General features: G+C 50.8%; 14 protein-coding genes. 2 read left to right on the forward strand and 12 right to left on the reverse strand.

Going from position 1 to position 18,553, the window contains the following annotated elements; genetic code table 11:
• Positions 1–12 precede the first annotated feature (12 nt).
• The 11 genes from NYE70_RS22790 to NYE70_RS22840 all read right to left on the reverse strand — a co-directional run bounded on the left by NYE70_RS22790 (position 13) and on the right by NYE70_RS22840 (position 15,147).
• Positions 13–1,473 (reverse strand): ABC transporter substrate-binding protein, encoded by a 1,461-nt coding sequence (locus NYE70_RS22790; protein WP_341048370.1) that lies wholly within the window; start codon positions 1,471–1,473, stop codon positions 13–15.
• A gap of 136 nt (positions 1,474–1,609) precedes the next feature.
• Positions 1,610–2,473: a carbohydrate ABC transporter permease gene (locus tag NYE70_RS22795; RefSeq protein WP_341048371.1), complete on the reverse strand. Its 864-nt coding sequence runs from the start codon at positions 2,471–2,473 to the stop codon at positions 1,610–1,612.
• Between the two features lies 1 nt (position 2,474).
• On the reverse strand, positions 2,475–3,407 hold the full coding sequence (locus tag NYE70_RS22800) for a carbohydrate ABC transporter permease (RefSeq protein ID WP_341048372.1): 933 nt from the start codon (positions 3,405–3,407) through the stop codon (positions 2,475–2,477).
• A gap of 94 nt (positions 3,408–3,501) precedes the next feature.
• Positions 3,502–4,839, reverse strand: coding sequence for a response regulator transcription factor (locus NYE70_RS22805; RefSeq protein WP_341048374.1), 1,338 nt, complete (start codon positions 4,837–4,839; stop codon positions 3,502–3,504).
• A gap of 20 nt (positions 4,840–4,859) precedes the next feature.
• Positions 4,860–6,671 (reverse strand): sensor histidine kinase, encoded by a 1,812-nt coding sequence (locus NYE70_RS22810; RefSeq protein ID WP_341048376.1) that lies wholly within the window; start codon positions 6,669–6,671, stop codon positions 4,860–4,862.
• Positions 6,672–6,907: 236 nt separating this feature from the next.
• Positions 6,908–7,549 carry a beta-phosphoglucomutase gene (gene pgmB, locus NYE70_RS22815; RefSeq protein WP_341048377.1) on the reverse strand — a complete coding sequence of 214 codons (642 nt, stop codon included), beginning with the start codon at positions 7,547–7,549 and terminating at the stop codon, positions 6,908–6,910.
• A 28-nt stretch (positions 7,550–7,577) separates the two neighbouring features.
• On the reverse strand, positions 7,578–9,881 hold the full coding sequence (locus tag NYE70_RS22820) for a glycoside hydrolase family 65 protein (protein ID WP_341048378.1): 2,304 nt from the start codon (positions 9,879–9,881) through the stop codon (positions 7,578–7,580).
• 8 nt (positions 9,882–9,889) lie between these two features.
• Complete coding sequence (locus NYE70_RS22825; RefSeq protein WP_341048380.1) at positions 9,890–12,193, reverse strand: glycoside hydrolase family 65 protein; 2,304 nt, start codon at positions 12,191–12,193, stop codon at positions 9,890–9,892.
• A 114-nt stretch (positions 12,194–12,307) separates the two neighbouring features.
• The gene (locus NYE70_RS22830) at positions 12,308–13,264 is read right to left on the reverse strand and encodes a formylglycine-generating enzyme family protein (protein WP_445323888.1); all 957 of its coding nucleotides are present in this window, start codon (positions 13,262–13,264) and stop codon (positions 12,308–12,310) included.
• Positions 13,265–13,360: 96 nt separating this feature from the next.
• Positions 13,361–14,233, reverse strand: coding sequence for a TauD/TfdA dioxygenase family protein (locus NYE70_RS22835; protein WP_211023648.1), 873 nt, complete (start codon positions 14,231–14,233; stop codon positions 13,361–13,363).
• A gap of 26 nt (positions 14,234–14,259) precedes the next feature.
• Positions 14,260–15,147 (reverse strand): TauD/TfdA dioxygenase family protein, encoded by an 888-nt coding sequence (locus NYE70_RS22840; protein ID WP_211023650.1) that lies wholly within the window; start codon positions 15,145–15,147, stop codon positions 14,260–14,262.
• Positions 15,148–15,567: 420 nt separating this feature from the next.
• Here NYE70_RS22840 and NYE70_RS22845 point away from each other — a divergent pair, with 420 nt between their 5' ends.
• Together NYE70_RS22845 and NYE70_RS22850 are read left to right on the forward strand one after the other, a co-directional pair.
• On the forward strand, positions 15,568–16,335 hold the full coding sequence (locus NYE70_RS22845; RefSeq protein WP_213655514.1) for an ABC transporter ATP-binding protein: 768 nt from the start codon (positions 15,568–15,570) through the stop codon (positions 16,333–16,335).
• Between the two features lie 46 nt (positions 16,336–16,381).
• Entirely contained in the window at positions 16,382–17,206 is an 825-nt protein-coding gene (locus tag NYE70_RS22850; protein WP_341048384.1) for an ABC transporter permease, read from the forward strand.
• 321 nt (positions 17,207–17,527) lie between these two features.
• Here the strand turns inward: NYE70_RS22850 and NYE70_RS22855 are convergent, their stop codons facing one another.
• Positions 17,528–18,544, reverse strand: coding sequence for an aliphatic sulfonate ABC transporter substrate-binding protein (locus tag NYE70_RS22855; RefSeq protein ID WP_341048385.1), 1,017 nt, complete (start codon positions 18,542–18,544; stop codon positions 17,528–17,530).
• Positions 18,545–18,553 lie beyond the last annotated feature (9 nt).

Consider the following 18,553-nt stretch of genomic DNA (forward strand, 5'->3'; position numbering starts at 1 on the left):
TTATGGAATTACTTATTGGGCTTGGATTTTATCAAAGAAGTTCTCTTGTACATACTGCGCCGCTACATCCAGCTGTTTCTTGGAATCCGTACCTTTCTTGGAGAAGGACTCCTGTACTACATTGGACATCGTCGCATAGAAGTCCTGTGTTCCGAATTGGGCTTCAGGTTTGCCCTCGAGCAAGCCGAAGAGGTTTGGATCATATTTGAATACATTGTCGTACTTATCATAAATCGCTTGGATCTTCGTTGCATACTCCGAATCTTCGCTAAAGTATTCGAGCGGAGTCGGAATATAATATTTGCCTTCCGCCTTACGCGCTTGAATTGTGTCTTCGACAGATTTCAGCGCATCATCGGTAAAGTAGTCGAACGTGATGTAACGGAAAGCCATTTCCTGTTCATCTTTCGTTGCGTTCGGATTGATTACAAGGTAGTTACCGCCCAAAATCCCGTAATGCTTGCCGCCTTTTTCCGCAGCCGGCATCGGATAAACGATAACATCTTCAGGCTTCATGCCGCCTTCATTCAATGCGGCTTGAACTACGTCAAACGCTCCGGCGATCACCATAGCCGTCCGGCCTTGTTGGAACGAGCTAATAGCGTCGCCCCAGCCCAGCGCCCAGTCTTGCGGAATCGCATTGGCTTCCCATCTCAGCTTCTTATAGAAATCAAGCGCCTTGACGCCCGCTTCGGAATTGAACACGGCCGTTACTTTGCCGTCTGTATTGGTTTCGATATCCCCGCCGGCTTCAAACAGGAAATTCGTCCAGTTCCAGCCCGCTTCATTTCCTTTACCCATTGGAGCAATTCCGGAGATACCTTTTTTCGGATCTGCCGCCCCTTTAGCTACGTTATACATATCGTCCCAAGTCCAGTCGAGAGCCGGGATTTCGAGGTTCTTCGCTTCCAGGAGCTTCTTGTTCACAACGGTGGACGTAACATAACCATTTTGAGTAATACCGTATACTTTGCCGTCTACGATGAACTGATTTTGGAGAACCGGATTAATGTCATCCTTGTACTCCCAGCCGTTCCACAGTTCCGTAATATCCGCTACCCAACCGCGCTCCACGAGCAATTGCGCTTCGGTCGCCCAGGTGTTATAGAAAGTCGGCGCTTCATTGGACGCCATTTTCACACCGATCTCATTGACGCTGTATTGCCAGTCATCCTTTACGATCGTCACGTTTGGATACTTAGCTTGGAACCGGGCGATCTTATCGTCTTCTTGAGCGCGAAGCGTAGTCTCGTCCGGCAACGGATAGTGGATTTTAAGCGTTACTTTTCTTTGCGTAATATCGTCAGCCGGTTCTTCCGTCTGAGCCGCGTTGCCTCCGTTCGAGTTACCCGGAGCTGCCCCTCCGTTATTGGTCTGACTTTCCGCGTTCTTGTTGCCTCCGCCTCCGCCGCACGCTGCAAGCAGCGAACCGAACAGCATGAGGCACATCAATAATGCTGAGAACTTGCGCATTCAAACTCCCCTTTTCATAAATGTTATCGAGGCTTTAATCCTCATTTAGTTACATTTCTATCTTAGAAGAGAAAACAGTAACCGACGATGTGCATTCATATGACGATCATGCGCAGCACTACGCTAAATGTAAACGCTATCCCTTGACTGCCGTCAGGCTGACACTGCGCACAATAAACTTCTGGAAGGCCAGGAATACGAAGATCGGCGGCACCATGACCATAAACAGAATTGAAAACTTGATGCTGCTGTCCAAATTTCGGGCGTTGATCACGTATTTATAAATGGCGGTTGCCAGCGTGTACTTATCTTCCGTTTGCATGACGAGCGAAGGCCAGAACCAATCGTTCCAAGCCGTGGAGAAAATAAAGATGGATAACGTCGCGAAAATCGGAATCGACAGCGGGATGGCAATTCTTAAATAGCTGGTAAGCTCCGACGCTCCGTCGATCCGGGCCGCTTCAAAAATCTCCGGGTGAATCCCGTCGAAGAAATTTTTCATCAATAAGAAAAAGTACGCATTCGCTCCGGCCGGCAGCCAGAAGGCCCAATATGAATTAAGCAATCCCAGTTCCTTCAGGTTTACGAAGTTCGGAATCATATAGCTTGTCGCCGGAATAAACAACGTCAGCAAAATGAAGAAATATACGGCCCGGCTGTAAGGAACGCGAATTCGCGAAATACTGAACGAAGCCAGTCCGAGTACCATAATGGTCATCACGAGATTACCGAGAAAAATGAACATTGTATTTTTCAGATATACCAGCAAGGGAATATAGTTCCAGCCCTTGGAGAAATTCTCCCAATGCCATTTCGTCGGAAAGAACTTCGGCGGGAAGGTGTTGATTTCAGGATTACTCTTCAGACCGTTAAACATGGTCATTGCAATCGGGTACAGCATCGTAAAGGCCATGACGGCAATACATAAAACCATGAAGGCATAGAGTATCTTGTTGACGGGCTTCTGCAAGTCCGAAGGCGACAGTATACCTCTCTCCATCTTAATATTCCTCCCTGTTGAGCTTGAATTGAATGATGCCGAGAATGCCCAAGACCACAAACATAAGCACACCAAGCGCTGTACCGGCTCCATAATCGAGCTGGGTAAATGCGTTTTTCACCGTAAATAACGCATAGGTCAGCGTAGCTTTGTTCGGACCGCCATCCAGCAAGGCCAACTGGGATTGATAGGCTTGAGATGTACCGATAATTTGCAAAATGAGCATCAGCATGATCAAGCTGCGCATAGAAGGAAGCGTAATATATTTGATCCGGCTCCAAACCCCCGCCCCGTCGATTTCAGCCGCTTCATACCAATCTCTCGGGATACTGAGGACGCCGGCCAGATAGATCAGCATCGCAGATCCGAATTGCTGCCACGTTTCCATGAAAACAATGGATATCATCGAGAAGCGTCCGTCGGAAATAAAAGACACCGGATCAGCTCCGAACCACCCGAGCAGGGCATTGATCGGTCCTACCGGATCATACATCCATCTCCACATGCCATACAGAACGACCCCCGGAACGACGAAAGGCAAATAGGCCGCGATCCGGGCGAAGCCTTGAAAGAACTTCAGCTCCGAAATGGCGATGGCCGCCGCGATCGGCACCCAGAACCCCATGACGAGCGTAAGGAACATAAAATATAACGTGTTCTTTACAGAGAGCCACAGGTCCGGATTATTAAAAATCTTGACGTAGTTATCGAATCCGACAAACGTATTGCCTTTTACGAAATCGATGTTGTAAAAGCTGTAGACCATTCCTTTGATGATCGGAACCCATAAAAAAATAATAAAAATGACGATAGCCGGAACGAGAAAAAGATAGCCCCACATATACTTCTTCCAATTTGACGTCCGTTTGAGCTTTTGGGTCTCTTTCTCTGGCCCCGTTACCCTGTTGCCTGGTGAAATCACCGATTGTTCCATGAGTCTCCCTCATTCCTCTTTAGTGTCCAGCTTTCATTTTAGAAAATAGAGAGGAGTTAGAACATGTGTAATACTATGTGAAGTATAGCTGTTACTACTTCTTCAATTCGCTGGGGCTGACGCCAAAATATTTTTTGAATATTTTGCTGAAATGTTCCGGCGATTCATAACCGACTTGCTCGGCGATCTCATAACGGCGCAGATCCGTATTGAGAATCAGGGATTTGCTCTCTTCCATTCTCAGCTTGATCACATACTCCCATAAATTGTAGCCGGTGTTTTTTTTGAAAAGGTAGCTGAGATAGTTGGGGCTCACATGGTTTTTCTTGGCCACGTCATGAATGGTCAGGCCTTTCTGGTTGTAATTCGCTTCGATATATTGTTTGGCGCTCTGAACGATCCGGTTGTTCTGCGAGGTCAATTCTTCAGCGGATGGATCCTGAGCATGGTTGGTCCAGTTGAAATCGCCGTAATAAAAGACGTGATAGTCTCCCTGTTCCCCGCCCCAAAGGACCGCTTTATCACTCTGGCTGCTCAGTACGCTTAAAAACTTCACGCCCTTCAAAATCTGGCTGATCCCGACCGTGGCATCGATTCCAAGATACTTCTTCACATGGTAATGCAAGCTCCGTCCGATCATTTCAAGCTGGTTGATTTTATTCATGTCCAGCTCGGCGTACTCCGCTTCATCCCATTGCAGCAGGATCCTGATATCCCAATCGGAGAAATAACAGGCAAGCGCGTTCCACTCCTTGTAGAGCAGTTCTTTGGCGACATTCAAAGCCGCGTAACGAAATAGCTTGGCATCTCTATCGTTATACTTGGACTCTTGTTCTGTCCCGCTCGTTTTACGATGATCCAGGCTCAATTTGATGACCGAAAAATAAGGACCGCGAACTCCCAATTCCGACTCCAGTTCCCGCTCCGCGGCATCTTCTCCACCAGGAGAAGCAGTTGCCAGCAATGCTTTTAACCGTTCATTTTGTTCCGGGTGAAGCTCTTCCATGTGGAAATGCTCGGTATCCTGCAACAAAAAATCATCGATTTGCGGCACCGGTTTATCCATCTTAAGCAGCGCGTTGCGGACAGAATCGAGAAATTGCTCGCTGCCCAGCGGCTTGATCAAATAGTCTCGGGCTCCTAGCCGGAGTGCCATTTGCGCGTATTGAAAAGTCTCGTGCGCGGAAATAATGATCGTTTGCACCCAGGGCTTGATCATTTTCGCTTGGTGCATCAGCTCGATGCCGTTCATCTCGCCCATCTGGATATCCGTGACGAGCAAATCGATCTCTTCCATACGGACATAGTCCAGCGCCTCATGTCCGCTATAGGCGGTGTAAATCGCTCTAATGCTTAGTCCGGACGAGGTTAATAGTCCCGCTAGCCCTTTGCAAATCAACGGTTCGTCGTCAACGACCAAAATGTTGTACATGTTAGATTCCCCCTGGCTGATTATTCTTGCGACAGAATCGTTCTCGGGAGATGTAGTGTCACCATCGTCCCGCCTCCTTGGCGCTCCGCATAGGTCAGACCGTATCCCGGTCCAAAATGCAGGAGAATACGCTGATGGATATTGCGAATGCCATATCCGAAAGCCGGATTCGGGCTTTCCTCCTCCAGCAGTTGATTGATTTTGTCATAATCGACTTGCTTATATCCGTTGTCTTCGATATGCAGATAAATATTTTCCTCGTCTCCGTAGGCTCTGATCGCGATTTCACCGTCCTCGCCCATATGCTTCACCCCGTGGATAATCCCGTTCTCAATCAAGGGCTGAAGCGAAATCTTGGGAATGACAACCGGAAACAAGTCCTCGGGAATGCTGATCGATACTTTGAATTGATAGTCGTACCGGTGCTGCTGAAGCTTGATATAAGCCGATGCATGCTCCAGTTCTTCCTCCAGCGTAATCAGTTCCCTTCCCCGGCTAAGGCTGATTTTCATCAGCTTGGACAACTCCTTGATCATCTCCGCCGAGGCGTTGTTCCCCTCCATAGAGCTTTTCCAGTAAATACTCTCCAACGTGTTGTACAGCAGATGGGGATTGATTTGCTGATAAAGGATTTGCAGCTGCGACTCCTTCTGCTTCAGATCCATGGTGTATTTGTAATGAATCAGATCGTTCAGACGGCGAGCCATGTCATACGTCGTGGACATCAGTACGCCAATCTCATCATTTTTGTTGTTTCGACGCGGCGTTTCCGGCACTACGTTTCCGGGTTCATACCGCCTGACGAAATAAACCAGCTTCTGAATCGGCATCATGAGCGAGCGCCAAAAATAGAGCATGAAGATCAGGCTGCCGGCAAAGAAAACGATCGAAATCAGCTGGATGACCTGCTTGATCTCATTCTGCTGCTGCAGCAAAGCTTGCACCGGCACCTTGTAAACCAGCTTTTGCTTCATAAAGCGATTATAATTAATGACATAAATAAACTTGTCGGTGATAATATCCTTCACGCCGATAGCGGAATCGCCCATGTCTGCTTCGGGCGGCAATTCCAGCACTGCGCTGTGCTCCTTTGTTCTGGCGGTCAAAATCCGGTTGTCATAATCCGTAAAATACAGCTCCCCTTCCGGCAAGGACACGGTTTGCAGGGATTCGCCGATCCGTCCGTCCAGATTGGTCACGACCAGCACCCCGATCGTCCCGTTCTTGTAGATATTGTTGATCGCCCGGACGTAAGCGAGTGTCTTCTGGCTTCCCTGTCCTTTGGTAGGCAATGACAAATGTTCGAGCAGTCTGAGGTAGCCCTCCCCTTTCTTCTCCACCGCTTCATCGAACCATTCCGGTTTTTCCTCGTCCCCGAAAAAGTACACCCCCGATTTTCGAGGTCCCGGATAAAACGGCGCGAAAAAATAGGTGCTCTCCGGGTCATAGACATAAAGTGAATAATACAGCGGCTCGCGCTCATCCGTTTCCTGCGAATAATTGTTTAACAGGCCCTCCAGCTTTTCGTACTTTTTCACCCTTTCCAGCACCGTTTCTTCGCTGGAAACTGAATTCAATTGCTGCACCTGCGAATTCTGGAACACGGTGGACGTGACCTTGTTTACCGCTTCGATGTCACGGTTGATAAGCCGGAAATTTTGTTTGCTGAGCTCGATATAGGCATTCGTGACATGCCGTTTCAATATTTGCCCGGCCCGGTAATTGCCATAGGAATTCAACACAAACAACGGGATGATGATCACGAGAAATAGCAGTAATAACTGCTGCTTCACGTTCATTTTATTGAGCGGATTGGTGAGTTTAGGTTTCAACGGTTTTGCCCCCTGACCCTTTAAGTGTAGCAAGATTAAAATCACGCAAGCATGTGCGTTTCTACGTACATCATGAGCGTTTCTCCGATCCAACTTCGCTCCGTGTGCCGTTTCCTCCCTAGTGTAATGGATTTTAGGCGGCTTGCCAGTAAAAAATAAATCGCGGTGACATGAAAAAAGACCCTGGGCTATACCAGGGCCATAATTCCAAATTCTATTGTATTCCTATTCGGGTTCTAATGAATTTCAGCCAGTTCGTACAGGCCGTTAATCACGCGATCGGCTTTCGCCAAAATATCCGCACTTCCGATGCCGACCACCTTGCTGCCGGCCGCTTTCCCCGCCTGCACTCCGGCCGCCGCGTCCTCGAATACGACGCATTCCGACGGCTCCAATCCCAGCGCGGCGCTGGCCGCCAGGAACACCTCGGGGTCCGGCTTTGCCTCGGACACTTTCGTTCCGTCGATGACCGCATCGAACAGCTCCGCAATCCCGAGCCGGTTTAGAATAAACTCCGCATTTTTGCTCGCCGAGCCGAGGGCAACCTTAACTCCCCTGCTTCTCAGTTGCAGTAAATACTCCCTCGCTCCCGGCAAAATCTCCGAAGGCTCCAGCCGGGAAATATAGTCCACATACTCCTTGTTCTTGGCGTCGGCCATCTCGAGCCGCTCCGCTTCGTTCGCTTCGACCCCGCCGACTTCCAGCAAGATTTGCAGCGATTCCATCCGGCTCACCCCTTTAAGCCGTTCGTTGTCTTCCTCGGTGAATTCAAACCCGAGCCGCTTCGCCAGCGAGCGCCAAGCCAGGTAGTGGTATTTCGCCGTATCCACGATCACTCCGTCCAAATCGAAGATCGCGCCTTTCATCGTTTCCAGCATGATGTTCTCTCCTTGCTTGATTCTATTTTTACAGATCGGCTTGAGCCGTCTCGCCAGGTGCTACCTGAACTTCATGAGTACCGAGCTTGAACGCTACCGCCTCGTTGTTATCCGCTCCGGCTTCTACGACAACGCCGGTCGGCATGACCCGAACCTTGAAGGATTGACCTCTCAGGATCAGCGGGAGCTCCACCGCCTGCCATTTGTGCGGCATCGATGGTTTAATGCTCACTGTATTTCCATTGAAAGAGATCCCGGCGAAGCCAAGCACCGCCGCCATCCATGCCCCGCCATTGGCCGCGGGATGCGTGCCGCCGATATACAAATCCCCGACGTATTGCTTGGAATCCCCGGTAAGATCAATGGTTGCCGTTCGCAGGAAGTAAGGATATGCCCATTCCGACGAACCGATATCCGCGGCCACCAGAGCATAGATACAGGAGCTAAGGCTTGATCCGTGCTCGGTGCGTGGTTCGTAATACTCCCAGTTCGCCTTCTTCGTTTCCCGGTCGTATTGGTTCTGGAACAGATGCAGCATCAGCACCACATCGGCCTGTTTCAGGATTTGCGTGGTCGTCGCCAGGCCGTTGCCCCCGCCCCAATATTCGTTCTTGTTCAACACTCTCGATTTCAGCTCCGGTAACGGTACGTCTTCAAGAGTATAGTATCTGTCGAACTGCTCGATCAGCTTGGTCTTGGCGTCCGGCTGCGGCACATACAGGCGATCATGCAGATCACGGACCTGTTCCGGCTGAATCGCGCTTCCTTTAACAAGCGCTTCATATTGCTCCGGGTCGTTCGCCTGAAGAAAATCTGTAGCTTCCAAAGCAATGTATAGGGCTCTTTTGACCAGGGCATTCGTAAATGCATTGTTGTTCACCCGCTCATGGTATTCGTCCGGTCCGGTAACATCGAGAATTTCGTAGCGCTGCTTGACCGGATTGAAATAGGCATAGGAGTAAAAGAATTTTGCGCACTCCCATACCGTTTCCGCTCCGCCGTTCAACAGGATGCTGTCGTCACCGGTAAAGCTGTAATACTGCCAGATCCCGTAGGCCACATCCGCGCTGATGTGCACCTGCTTGTCGCGGAAATAGGTGCGCATCGGCCGCCCGGTAAACACATCGTTCACGTTGAACAGCGTGCAAGCGTCATCGCCGGTCTCCTGGCTCTCCCAAGCATAAAACGCGCCTTCATAACCATATTCCGCCGCTTTTCTTCTCGCCCCGTCCAGCGTATGAATCCGGTACATCATCAGATTACGGGCCGTTTCCGGCTGCGTGTACAGAAAGAACGGAAGCATGAACATTTCCGTATCCCAGAACACGGCTCCTTTGTACACCTGACCCGACAGTCCGCGGGCCGGGATCGACAGCTTCTCCGAATGCTCCGGAGCGATGATCAGCAGCTGATACAGGCTGTAACGCAGAGCCAACTGAGCCTCTTCGTCGCCTTCAATCACCACATCGGCGCGGCTCCATTTCTCTTCCCATTTCGCCGCGTGCTCCTTCAGCAGCGATTCGTACCCGAGCCCGGCTGCTTCGCGGCTCAGCCGAAGCGCAGCTTCGCCGGCATCTCCCCTACCGTCCAGGCCGGTAAACACCGCTGCGTATTTATAGATCGTATACGTTTCGCCCGCGCGGCATGGGATCCGGATTTCCCGGATCGGCGAATCGGAGTCTGTCGTCACCGCTTGCTCACCCACATCGAAGGTTGCCGTTTCCGCGACAGCTACAGGCACTTTTAGCTCCCGCGTCATTCCTGCAAGCAGCAAGCTGCCTTCGGCTTCGCGCCCGGCTAACCCTTCGAGATGCGGGCCGTTAATGTCCCACACCTCGCCGTCGATCCCGGTCCGGATCACCAGCTCACCGTCCGCGCTGGATTGCACCGTCAATTTGGCGGCGAGCAAATTCAACCGCTCCGCGCTGCAGAACCGCTCCGCTGTCAGCGTGACCCGGCGTTCCTCCGCGCCGCCGCCGGGAACGCGAAACACCGTCCGGCGGCGATGCACCGCTCGCCGGATATCGAGCTGCTGCTCGTGCTCCAGCAGCTCCACCCCAGCCCCGGCCCCGGCTCCGCCAGTCAGGACGCCGAGAGGCGTCCCTTCCCACTCGAGCCGGGTAAACATCCCGTTCGGCGCGTTCACAGGTTCGCGCCATTTCCCATCCACCCGGTCATATAATCCGGCCAGCGTCGTGGCCGTCAGCTCCTCCCGGGTGAATTCCTCCATCGTCCCGCGGTATCCCATGTACCCGTTGCCGATCATGAATTTATTGCCGTTCGCGGCTATGCGTTCTTTATCAAAGCCCTGTTCGCGTATGATCCAATCCATAGCCCCGGTCATCCTATTTTCACCTGGTCCAAAGAAACCTTGATGCCTTCGGAGCCTACCCGATAGGTTTGGCCATAGAGGGAAATATCCACGGGTTCGCCCGACTCGGCCCGGAAGGTCGCGTATTCCTTGTTCACTTCAACGGCCAGTTTCGTACCCTGGAACGTAATCGGGAAGCTGTAATGCTCCCAACGCTCAGGGATGCTCGGATTAAACACCAGCTTCTCTCCATCCGAACGCATGCCGCCAAAGCCGTATACAATGTTCATCCAGGCTGCGGCAATCGACGTCGTATGCAGCCCTTCCCGGGTATTCCGGTTATAATTGTCCAGGTCGAGCCGCGTAGCAAACTCGAAGAACTTGTAGGCTTCCTCCGGCCGGCCGATCTCGGCGGCGATGATCGAATGAATCGAAGGCGACAGCGACGATTCATGGATGCATCTCGGCTCGTAGTAATCGTAGTTGGCACGCTTCTCTTCAAGCGTGAACTGCCCGCTGTACAGGAACATGAACATCAGCACATCCGGCTGTTTGATCATGTCGTACCGGTATAATCGATCATAGGACCAATGAGAATACAGCGGAAATTCCGTCACCGGAATAGCGCGGATATCCAGATGGGGCATATCGAAAAAGCCGTCATGCTCTTCATAAACGCCGCTTTCCCGGTCCTGCGGAATTTTCATCGTTTCGGCCTTGTGCTTCCAGTCGGCCATCTCCTGCTCCGTCAATCCGAGCCGCTCCGCAAGCGCCTCAAAAGCGGCCGTCTCCTCGTCTCGCATTTGCCGGATCACATCGAGCGTATATTCGAACATTTTTTTCGCCATCAGGTTGATGTAGCAGTTGTTATTGACCATGAGCTGGAATTCATCCGGTCCCATGACACCGAAATACCCGTATTCCCCGGTCTTCTGCCCGAACTGCCCACGGGTCGCGTAAAAGCGGCTGATCTGAATCAGCATTTCCATGCCCTTATCGTATAAAAACCCGGTATCACCCGTTATGTTGACGTAGTGGCGGATGCCGTAAGCGACGGCGGTCCCTACATGCAATTGCAGGTTCGAGTGCTGCCACAGATCGCAGCTCTCCGTCCCGTCGATCGTGGCGATCGGATAGAACGCCCCTTCGCAGTCCAGCTCCTTAGCCCGCTGCAGGGCATAAGGCAGTGATTTATAACGGAACTCCAGCAGGCTTTTGGCTGCCTTCGGATTGTTAAAAATATAAAACGGCAGGCAATACGACTCCGTATCCCAGAACGCCAGACCCCGGTAAGCTTCGCCGGTCAGCCCTTTGGCCCCGATATTGAAGCCCGGGTTATCGCCGTGGTAAGTCTGATACATCTGAAAAATGCAAAACCGGATCCCCTGCTGATTTTCCGGATCTCCTTCGATCACAATGTCCGAGGATTTCCAGACTCTTGTCCAATACGCCAGCTGCTGCTCGGCAGCCTTGTCATAACCTATGCCGGCATATTGCCCGGCAAGTTCAATCCCTTTTTGCCAAACGGATTCGTGATCCAGAGAGAGGTCTTTTTCCGCATAATTCACAGCCAGCTTATCGAGCGTCGTGCTTTTCCTTTGCTCCAGCTTGAGCGTGATGTTCCGGCCGATAAAACAATCGCTTTCTACGGGCGAGCTGTCCAGCAAGTCGGAAGCTTCCAGCCGGAAGGCGGAGAACAGCCGGTTCTTCGTATTCACGGTTTGGGCCAAAATACCGGACATTCCGCCGGTTTCCTGCCGTTTCAACGTCCCCCAGTAGCCCCGGCCCTGATCCTCATGCTGGACGGAAAAATCCAGACCTGTACGGACCTGTACCGTGCCGGAGAAATTCAGCGGTTCGAATACGATCCGCTGACAGCCCAGGTTGGAGACAGTCATACTGACAAACCGCTCGAACCGGAGCTTTATGTCTTTTCCGTTGCGCAAATGCCAAACCAGCTCCCGGGTATAGATTCCGCTTTTGAAATCCAGCTCTCTGCGGAAATCGGAGAACCGGCTTCCGGCCAGATCCAATGTCTCTCCATCCATCGTAATCCGGGTATACAGCCAATCCACCGCATTCACCATGAAGCGCAGCGATTTGATAATCCCTTTATAGTGGGCTGCAACCTTGCTCTCTTCAAACAGCCCGTTGAAATAACTTCCCAGCAGGCTATCTCCGCCGTACCCTTCTTCCGGATAGCCCCTGACCCCCATATATTCATTTCCCAGCGAAAAAATCGACTCGGAAACCCGGTTGCGCACCGGGTCAAACCCTTCCTCCACGACTTTCCAGGGATTGACCTGCAAGTATTTGTCTGCGATTTTCGGCATGATCCGTTCCTCTCCTTTACGCTTTTGCTCTGTACTTCTCCAGATTAGCCAAAAGCGCAAGGCCGCCCAATGTCCAACTCTCATAAGCTTATGTGCATTCTTACGGAGTTTGGGTTACGAAGGATCCGCCGCGCAGCGGAATCCCATATGTCCCGTAGAGCTGTCCGCCGTATTAAAGGTCCGTGCGGAAATCCGGTACCGGCTGCAATAAGAACTGTGGCACAGGTAGGACCCTCCTTTGATCAATTTCACGGAATGGTCCGTTAAGGAGGGGTCCTGGTCCTGCACATTCCGGTTTGCGACGAACGTATCCGCGCTCCACTCCCATACATTTCCCGCCATATTATAAAGCCCGAATTCATTCGGCTCATAGCTGTCAACCGGGGCGGTGCCCCGGAACCCGTCTTCGGCGGAGTTGATCTCCGGGAACTCGCCCTGCCAAATATTGCAGTGATGCTTCTCGCCTTGATGCAATTCATTTCCCCAAGGATACCTAATGTCCGGTATTCCGCCTGAGGCGGCATATTCCCATTCGGCTTCCGTAGGCAGACGCTTGCCCGCCCACTTGGCATAGGCATTCGCATCATTCCATGACATGTGTACGACCGGATGGTTAAGCCGGTCTGTAATCGTGGAGTTCCCACCTTCGGGATGTCTCCACTGGGCTCCCTGGACACCAAACCACCACGGTGTGCTCTCCGGCACACCGATGATCTCCTCTCTTGGAACGGAATCTGCGAATAAATGGAAAACAAACGACCATCCGTATTGCTCGGCATCGGTGATATATCCCGTTTCCGCGATGAAAGATGCAAACTGCTCATTGGTAACCGCAAACCGGTCTATGTAAAAAGAGTCGAGCTTCACCTGGCGGCGTACCGTCTCCCCGTCCTCTTCCGAGCTCTCGGCAAACGAGGAGCCGAGTAAATATTCCCCGGCCGGAATCACCGCCATTCGGGCCGGATTGAAGACCGTGCTATGTTCTGCGCCAACACGGGTTTCCGTCTTAGGAGCCACCAGATTTCTTGATACTGCGCAGCATGATTTCAAATGAGAGGATGACTTGGACATCATAATCGCACTCCTGGCGTAATGGATTTTTATAAATAGCAAAACTGCCGAATCACCCAAGTATTCGGCAGCAGTCTAGCCTTACAATAGATTACATTATTGAATTGAAGTGCTGGGCTCGTTCTCCCCGTTTACAGGCACTTCCTTGCCAACCGTAACGCGGCGCACGACCCGGTGTTCCTCGTAATCGGCGATCGCGTAATGCTGCGTGGCCAGGTTATCCCAGATCACCACATCGCCTTCGCTCCATTGCCAGCGAACGGTATTTTCCAGGCGCTCCACATAGGAATCGAAAATGCTCAGCAATCTTTGCGAATCGCCGCTGCTGAAGCCGGCCAATTTCTTAACGAATCCGCCTAACAGCAAATGCTTCTTCCCTGTTTCAGCATGAATGTGCACGACCGGATGCTTTGTCTTAAACACCGTGGATGAGAATACGGCCCTTGCCTTCTGTAACGCCTCCTCACCTTCTTTGGTCAGGGATCCGTAATCATACTCATTCGTATGAATGGCCCACAGTCCATCCGCCAATTCCTTCAGCTCCTGAGGCAGGTCCTCATAGGCCGTATTCGTGTTAGCCCATACCGTATCTCCACCAACGGATGGAATCGTTACGCCTCTTAAGACCGAATATTTGGGCACCTCTGTGACGAAGGTTACATCCGTATGCCAATGATTCGCCTTGGCCCCATGTTGGGAATCCAATTCAAAAATATAATTGGTCTTGTCTTTGACAGGAACCGTAGGATGGGCATAAGGCTCGCCCAGCAATTTCGCGAATGCTTCCTGCTCGGCATCATCCAAATGATTCTGGCCCTTGAAGAAAATAACCTTATACTCTATTAGTGCCTGCCTGAGCTCTTCGAACACTTCCGGATCCAAGTCCCCTCCAAGCTTCACTCCCGAGATCTCCGCACCAATCCGCCCCGCTCTTGGAACCACTTGCAATTTCTGTTGTTGTGTCGGCATCTTATCTCCTCCTCGTTATCATTCTATTAATTTTTATAAAATAGCTCGCTCGATTCGCCATGCAGATTCTTCGGCACATTCTTGCCGACGGTTACGCGTCTTACGATCCGCTGCTCGGTATAATCATCCACGGCATAATGCTGTGTGGCCAGGTTATCCCAGATCACGACATCGCCTTCCGACCATTGCCAGCGTACTGTGTTTTCCAAACGAGTAACATAAGATTGAAGGGTGCTGATCAAAGATTCGGACTCACTGCTCGAGTAACCGACTAACTTTTGCGCAAAATTGCCGAGCAGCAAGTGTCTTTTTCCCGTTTCCGCATGCACATGAACTACTGGGTGCTTCGTTTTATATACGGTGGCCGCAAACGCATTGCCAAACTTCTTGGCAAGCTCCTCGTTGCTGGCCCCTTTGTAAACCGTTAGCTTCGCATAGTCAAATTCATTGGAATGAATCCCCCAGGCTTCATCCGCTAATATTCTCAAGCCTTCCGGCAGATCCTCATAAGCTGTATTCGTATTGGCCCATACCGTGTCCCCGCCCACACTAGGAATTTTCACTCCTCTGAGTACGGAGTATTTGGGAACCTCCGGAACGAAGGTTACGTCCGTATGCCATTGATTTGCCCGGGCGCCCGAGTGAGAGTCAAGTTCCAGGATCGAGCTCGTGTTGTCCCTGACCGGTACGGTTGGATGGGCATACAATTCGCCGAGCAACCCGGCGAATGCTTCTTGCTCCGCATCATCCAAATGGGTTTGACCCTTGAAAAAAACAACCTTGTATTTCAGCAAGGCCTGCTTGATCTCATTGAATACTTCCGGTGCCAAGTCTTTACCTAACAGGACGCCCTGGATTTCCGCCCCGATGCGGCCTGCGACAGGCACCACCTTGAGTTGCTGCTGAGTCGTCATTTCTCATGCCCTCCAATATACTTAGATTTGTCGATAATCACATACAACGCATTAGTTTGGCAAAAAGAAAAGAGATTTGACGGGAAGCAAACCTTGCTGCTTCTCATCAAATCTCTGCTTGTGCAGTCGATTCGGTTTCTTTAGGAAACTAATGAATTCCATTGTATTGATTATGCGCTCATGTCTTGAACGTATCTTAGCAGGGCGAAAAAACAAGTGTCAAGCATTGTTTTTATTAAACCAATAAACTTAGTTGGTATTATGTATTGATTATAGAATTGATAAATGATAAATTAATACCAATTCCATGCAATGTACGCATTGAATCGACTAGGCATACTAGAGATTCGGCGAAATGACTGCGGTCATTTGGCTGAATCTCTTTTTTGCATTTTACAAGAGAAAGGATGGGAATTGGATATGGCAACCGCTTTGGAGATTAACCAAGTCAGCAAAACATTTAAGAATGATCGTGGAGGCGTTCATGTACTGGATCACTTGGACCTGACCGTTCAGGAAGGTGAATTCGTAAGTGTCATCGGGCCAAGCGGATGCGGAAAAAGCACGCTGCTCAAGCTCATCGCCGGACTGGATTCCGACTTTCACGGCCAAATCGCGGTGGGCGACCATGAAGTCCACGGCCCTTCGATCGACCGGGGATTTATTTTTCAGGAGCATCGATTGTTCCCTTGGCTGACGGTGGAGAAGAATATTGCAGGCAATCTGTCATTAAGGGATCCCGAGGTTCGTTCCAAAGTGAATCATCTCATCGCGCTTGTGAATCTGGGAGGGTTTGAGAAAGCCTATCCCCGCCAATTATCCGGGGGGATGTCCCAGCGGGTGGCCATCGCCCGTGCGCTGCTGCGCAATCCGAAGGTTCTGCTGCTGGATGAACCATTTGGCGCCTTGGACGCTTTTACCCGGGCTCATTTGCAGGAAGCTTTGCACGATATTTGGGAGAAGAACAAAACGACGATGGTGCTCGTTACTCACGACATTGATGAATCCGTTTATCTGTCCTCCAAGGTTGTGGTGATGGATGCCAAACCGGGGCGGATCAAAGCCGTTGTTCCGATAGACCTTCCGTACCCGCGTACAAGATCAAGCAAGGCCTTCCAGGAGTTCAGAACCGTCATTCTGGAACATCTGGACCATAAACCTAGCGAGCCCGATGATTTCAGCATTTAACTCACTTTATTCCCGGAAACAGACATGAGAAAGGAGTAGCATCCTAATGACAACGATAACTCTAGCGGAAAACAAAGAAAATACCTTAAAACGAAAGAAAAGGTCATGGGACCGGGGGCTCGCCCTGTTTAGAGCCTTGTTTTTACCGGTTGTGGCATTGCTGGTGTGGGAGGTGTTGACGAGACTGGGTGCTTTGCCGTCCCTTCTGTTCTCTTCTCCTTCGCTTATTCTAACCCGGGCCGTCAACCTGATCTCCACGGGAAAACTGTGGGAGCATATGGAGATCAGCCTGTTCCGCGCGCTGCTGGGCTTCTTGCTCGGAGGCGGCCTGGGCCTGGCGTTTGGCATCATCGTCGGAATGAACCGGAAATCCGAGCAATACATCAATCCCTCATTTCAAATGATCCGTACCATCCCGTTGTTGGCGATCACGCCGCTATTCATTTTATGGTTCGGCTTCGGCGAGCTGTCCAAGATTCTGCTCATTTCGCTCGGCTCGTTCTTCCCCTTATATTTGCAGGCTTTTCTCGGAATCCGAAACATCGACAACAAGCTGTTTGAAGTCGCGAGAATTATGGAATATACCCGCCTTCAGCAGATTACGAAGCTGATGATTCCCTCCGCCCTCCCCAATATATTGCTGGGAGTAAGGTTATCCCTCAGTGTTGCGTGGATGTGCCTTGTAGCCGCTGAGCTGCTGGGCGCGGATAAAGGAATAGGCTACATGATCCAGGATGCCAGGTCATTTATGCAGACCGACACCGTCTTCGTCGGAATCATCATCTTTGCGCTTGCCGGCAAACTGTCCGACTCCTTCGTTCGTCTGCTGGAAGAGAAGCTGCTGAGATGGCAGGATAGCTTTAAGGCTTAAACCAATGCTTAGTTTAAACCCGATTACGCTGCACCAAAAGGCGCCCCTCATTGGATTAAATCCAATGAGGGGCGCTTTGCATGTGCGATTAATAGTGTCTCATTGGATGAAATCCAATGAGACGAACAGAATGGCACGGATTTTCTCTTAACTCCGCCTTTCTGTTGGATTTTATCCAATGAAACTAACAACGCATGGATTGAACTCCCCTATTGATTGGATAATTTCCAATGAAGAGCCACTTCTCTATCATAATCCGCAAAAGTTACGTAAAAAAGCACGCGCCGCTGTTGTACATGCGAGCGCGTGCTTTGCTTTCTTCTACTTCCTGATCCCTTCAATGTACGTATTATCTACATAAGGCTTGATGTCCAGCTTTTCGGTTAAATATCCGAGATCCGTTAAGATGTCTGCCGAATCCTGCAGCTGTTTCAGTATTTCCTCCGAAGGCGGGTTATTCTCATACTTGGCGTTGGAGGCGAAGGTTTCGATTAACGCCCGGTCACGGCCGGAGTTTTTTGCCGCCAGCGTAATGAACTCTTCGTGGTTCTCCTTCTCCAGCTGGAGCGCGCGGTCAATGACCTTCAGGAAGATTTCCACGGCCTCCGGATGTTCCTTTGCGAATGCCCCGCGGGCGATGTAAAAGGTCGGGGATACGACATCCAGAGATTCTCCCGAAGCTATCAGCTTCGCACCGTTCTTGTTCAATTCGATTTGCGCGAACGGATCCGCGGTCACCCAAGCATCCAACTGTCCGGTCTGGAATGCCGGCTGTGCATCCGTGATGACCAGATTAACGGCTTTTACATCATCCAGTTGAAGATCCGCCGTTTTAAGAGCTTTCAGGAGAAATACATGATGGGAAGTCCCCAATTGAACTCCTATTTTCTTGCCCTTCAGGTCGGCTATCTCTTTAATGTCGCAATTCGCCGGTACGATCAAGTAGTTTACGCCGTACAATCCGTTAGACAGCAGCGAAACCAATTTAACGTCCAGCTTGTTGTTGATACCCGATAAAATAGCTCCTTCGCCCAAAACGGCCAAGTCAATCCGTTTCGATGCCAGCCCTTCGTTGATCGGGGGACCTGCAGGGTGGTTCGACCACTCCACATCGGCGCCTATTTTTGCCAACTCTTCTTCAAGCCACCCTTTTTCCTTGATTACATGCAGGTTCGACAATCCCATATTTGCGACGCTGACCGTGAATTTGGCTTTGGCATCTTTGGCATCGGCCTTCCCTTCCGTGCCGGCGACGGTCGATGAATTGCAAGCCGGCAAAATGATGAGCAAGACGATGAACAATAGCAATATCGATAATCTATATTTAGGATGATTCATGGGCAAAAC

The sequence above is a fragment of the Paenibacillus sp. FSL R5-0407 genome (genome assembly GCF_038009185.1).
Lineage (GTDB): Bacteria > Bacillota > Bacilli > Paenibacillales > Paenibacillaceae > Fontibacillus > Fontibacillus vini.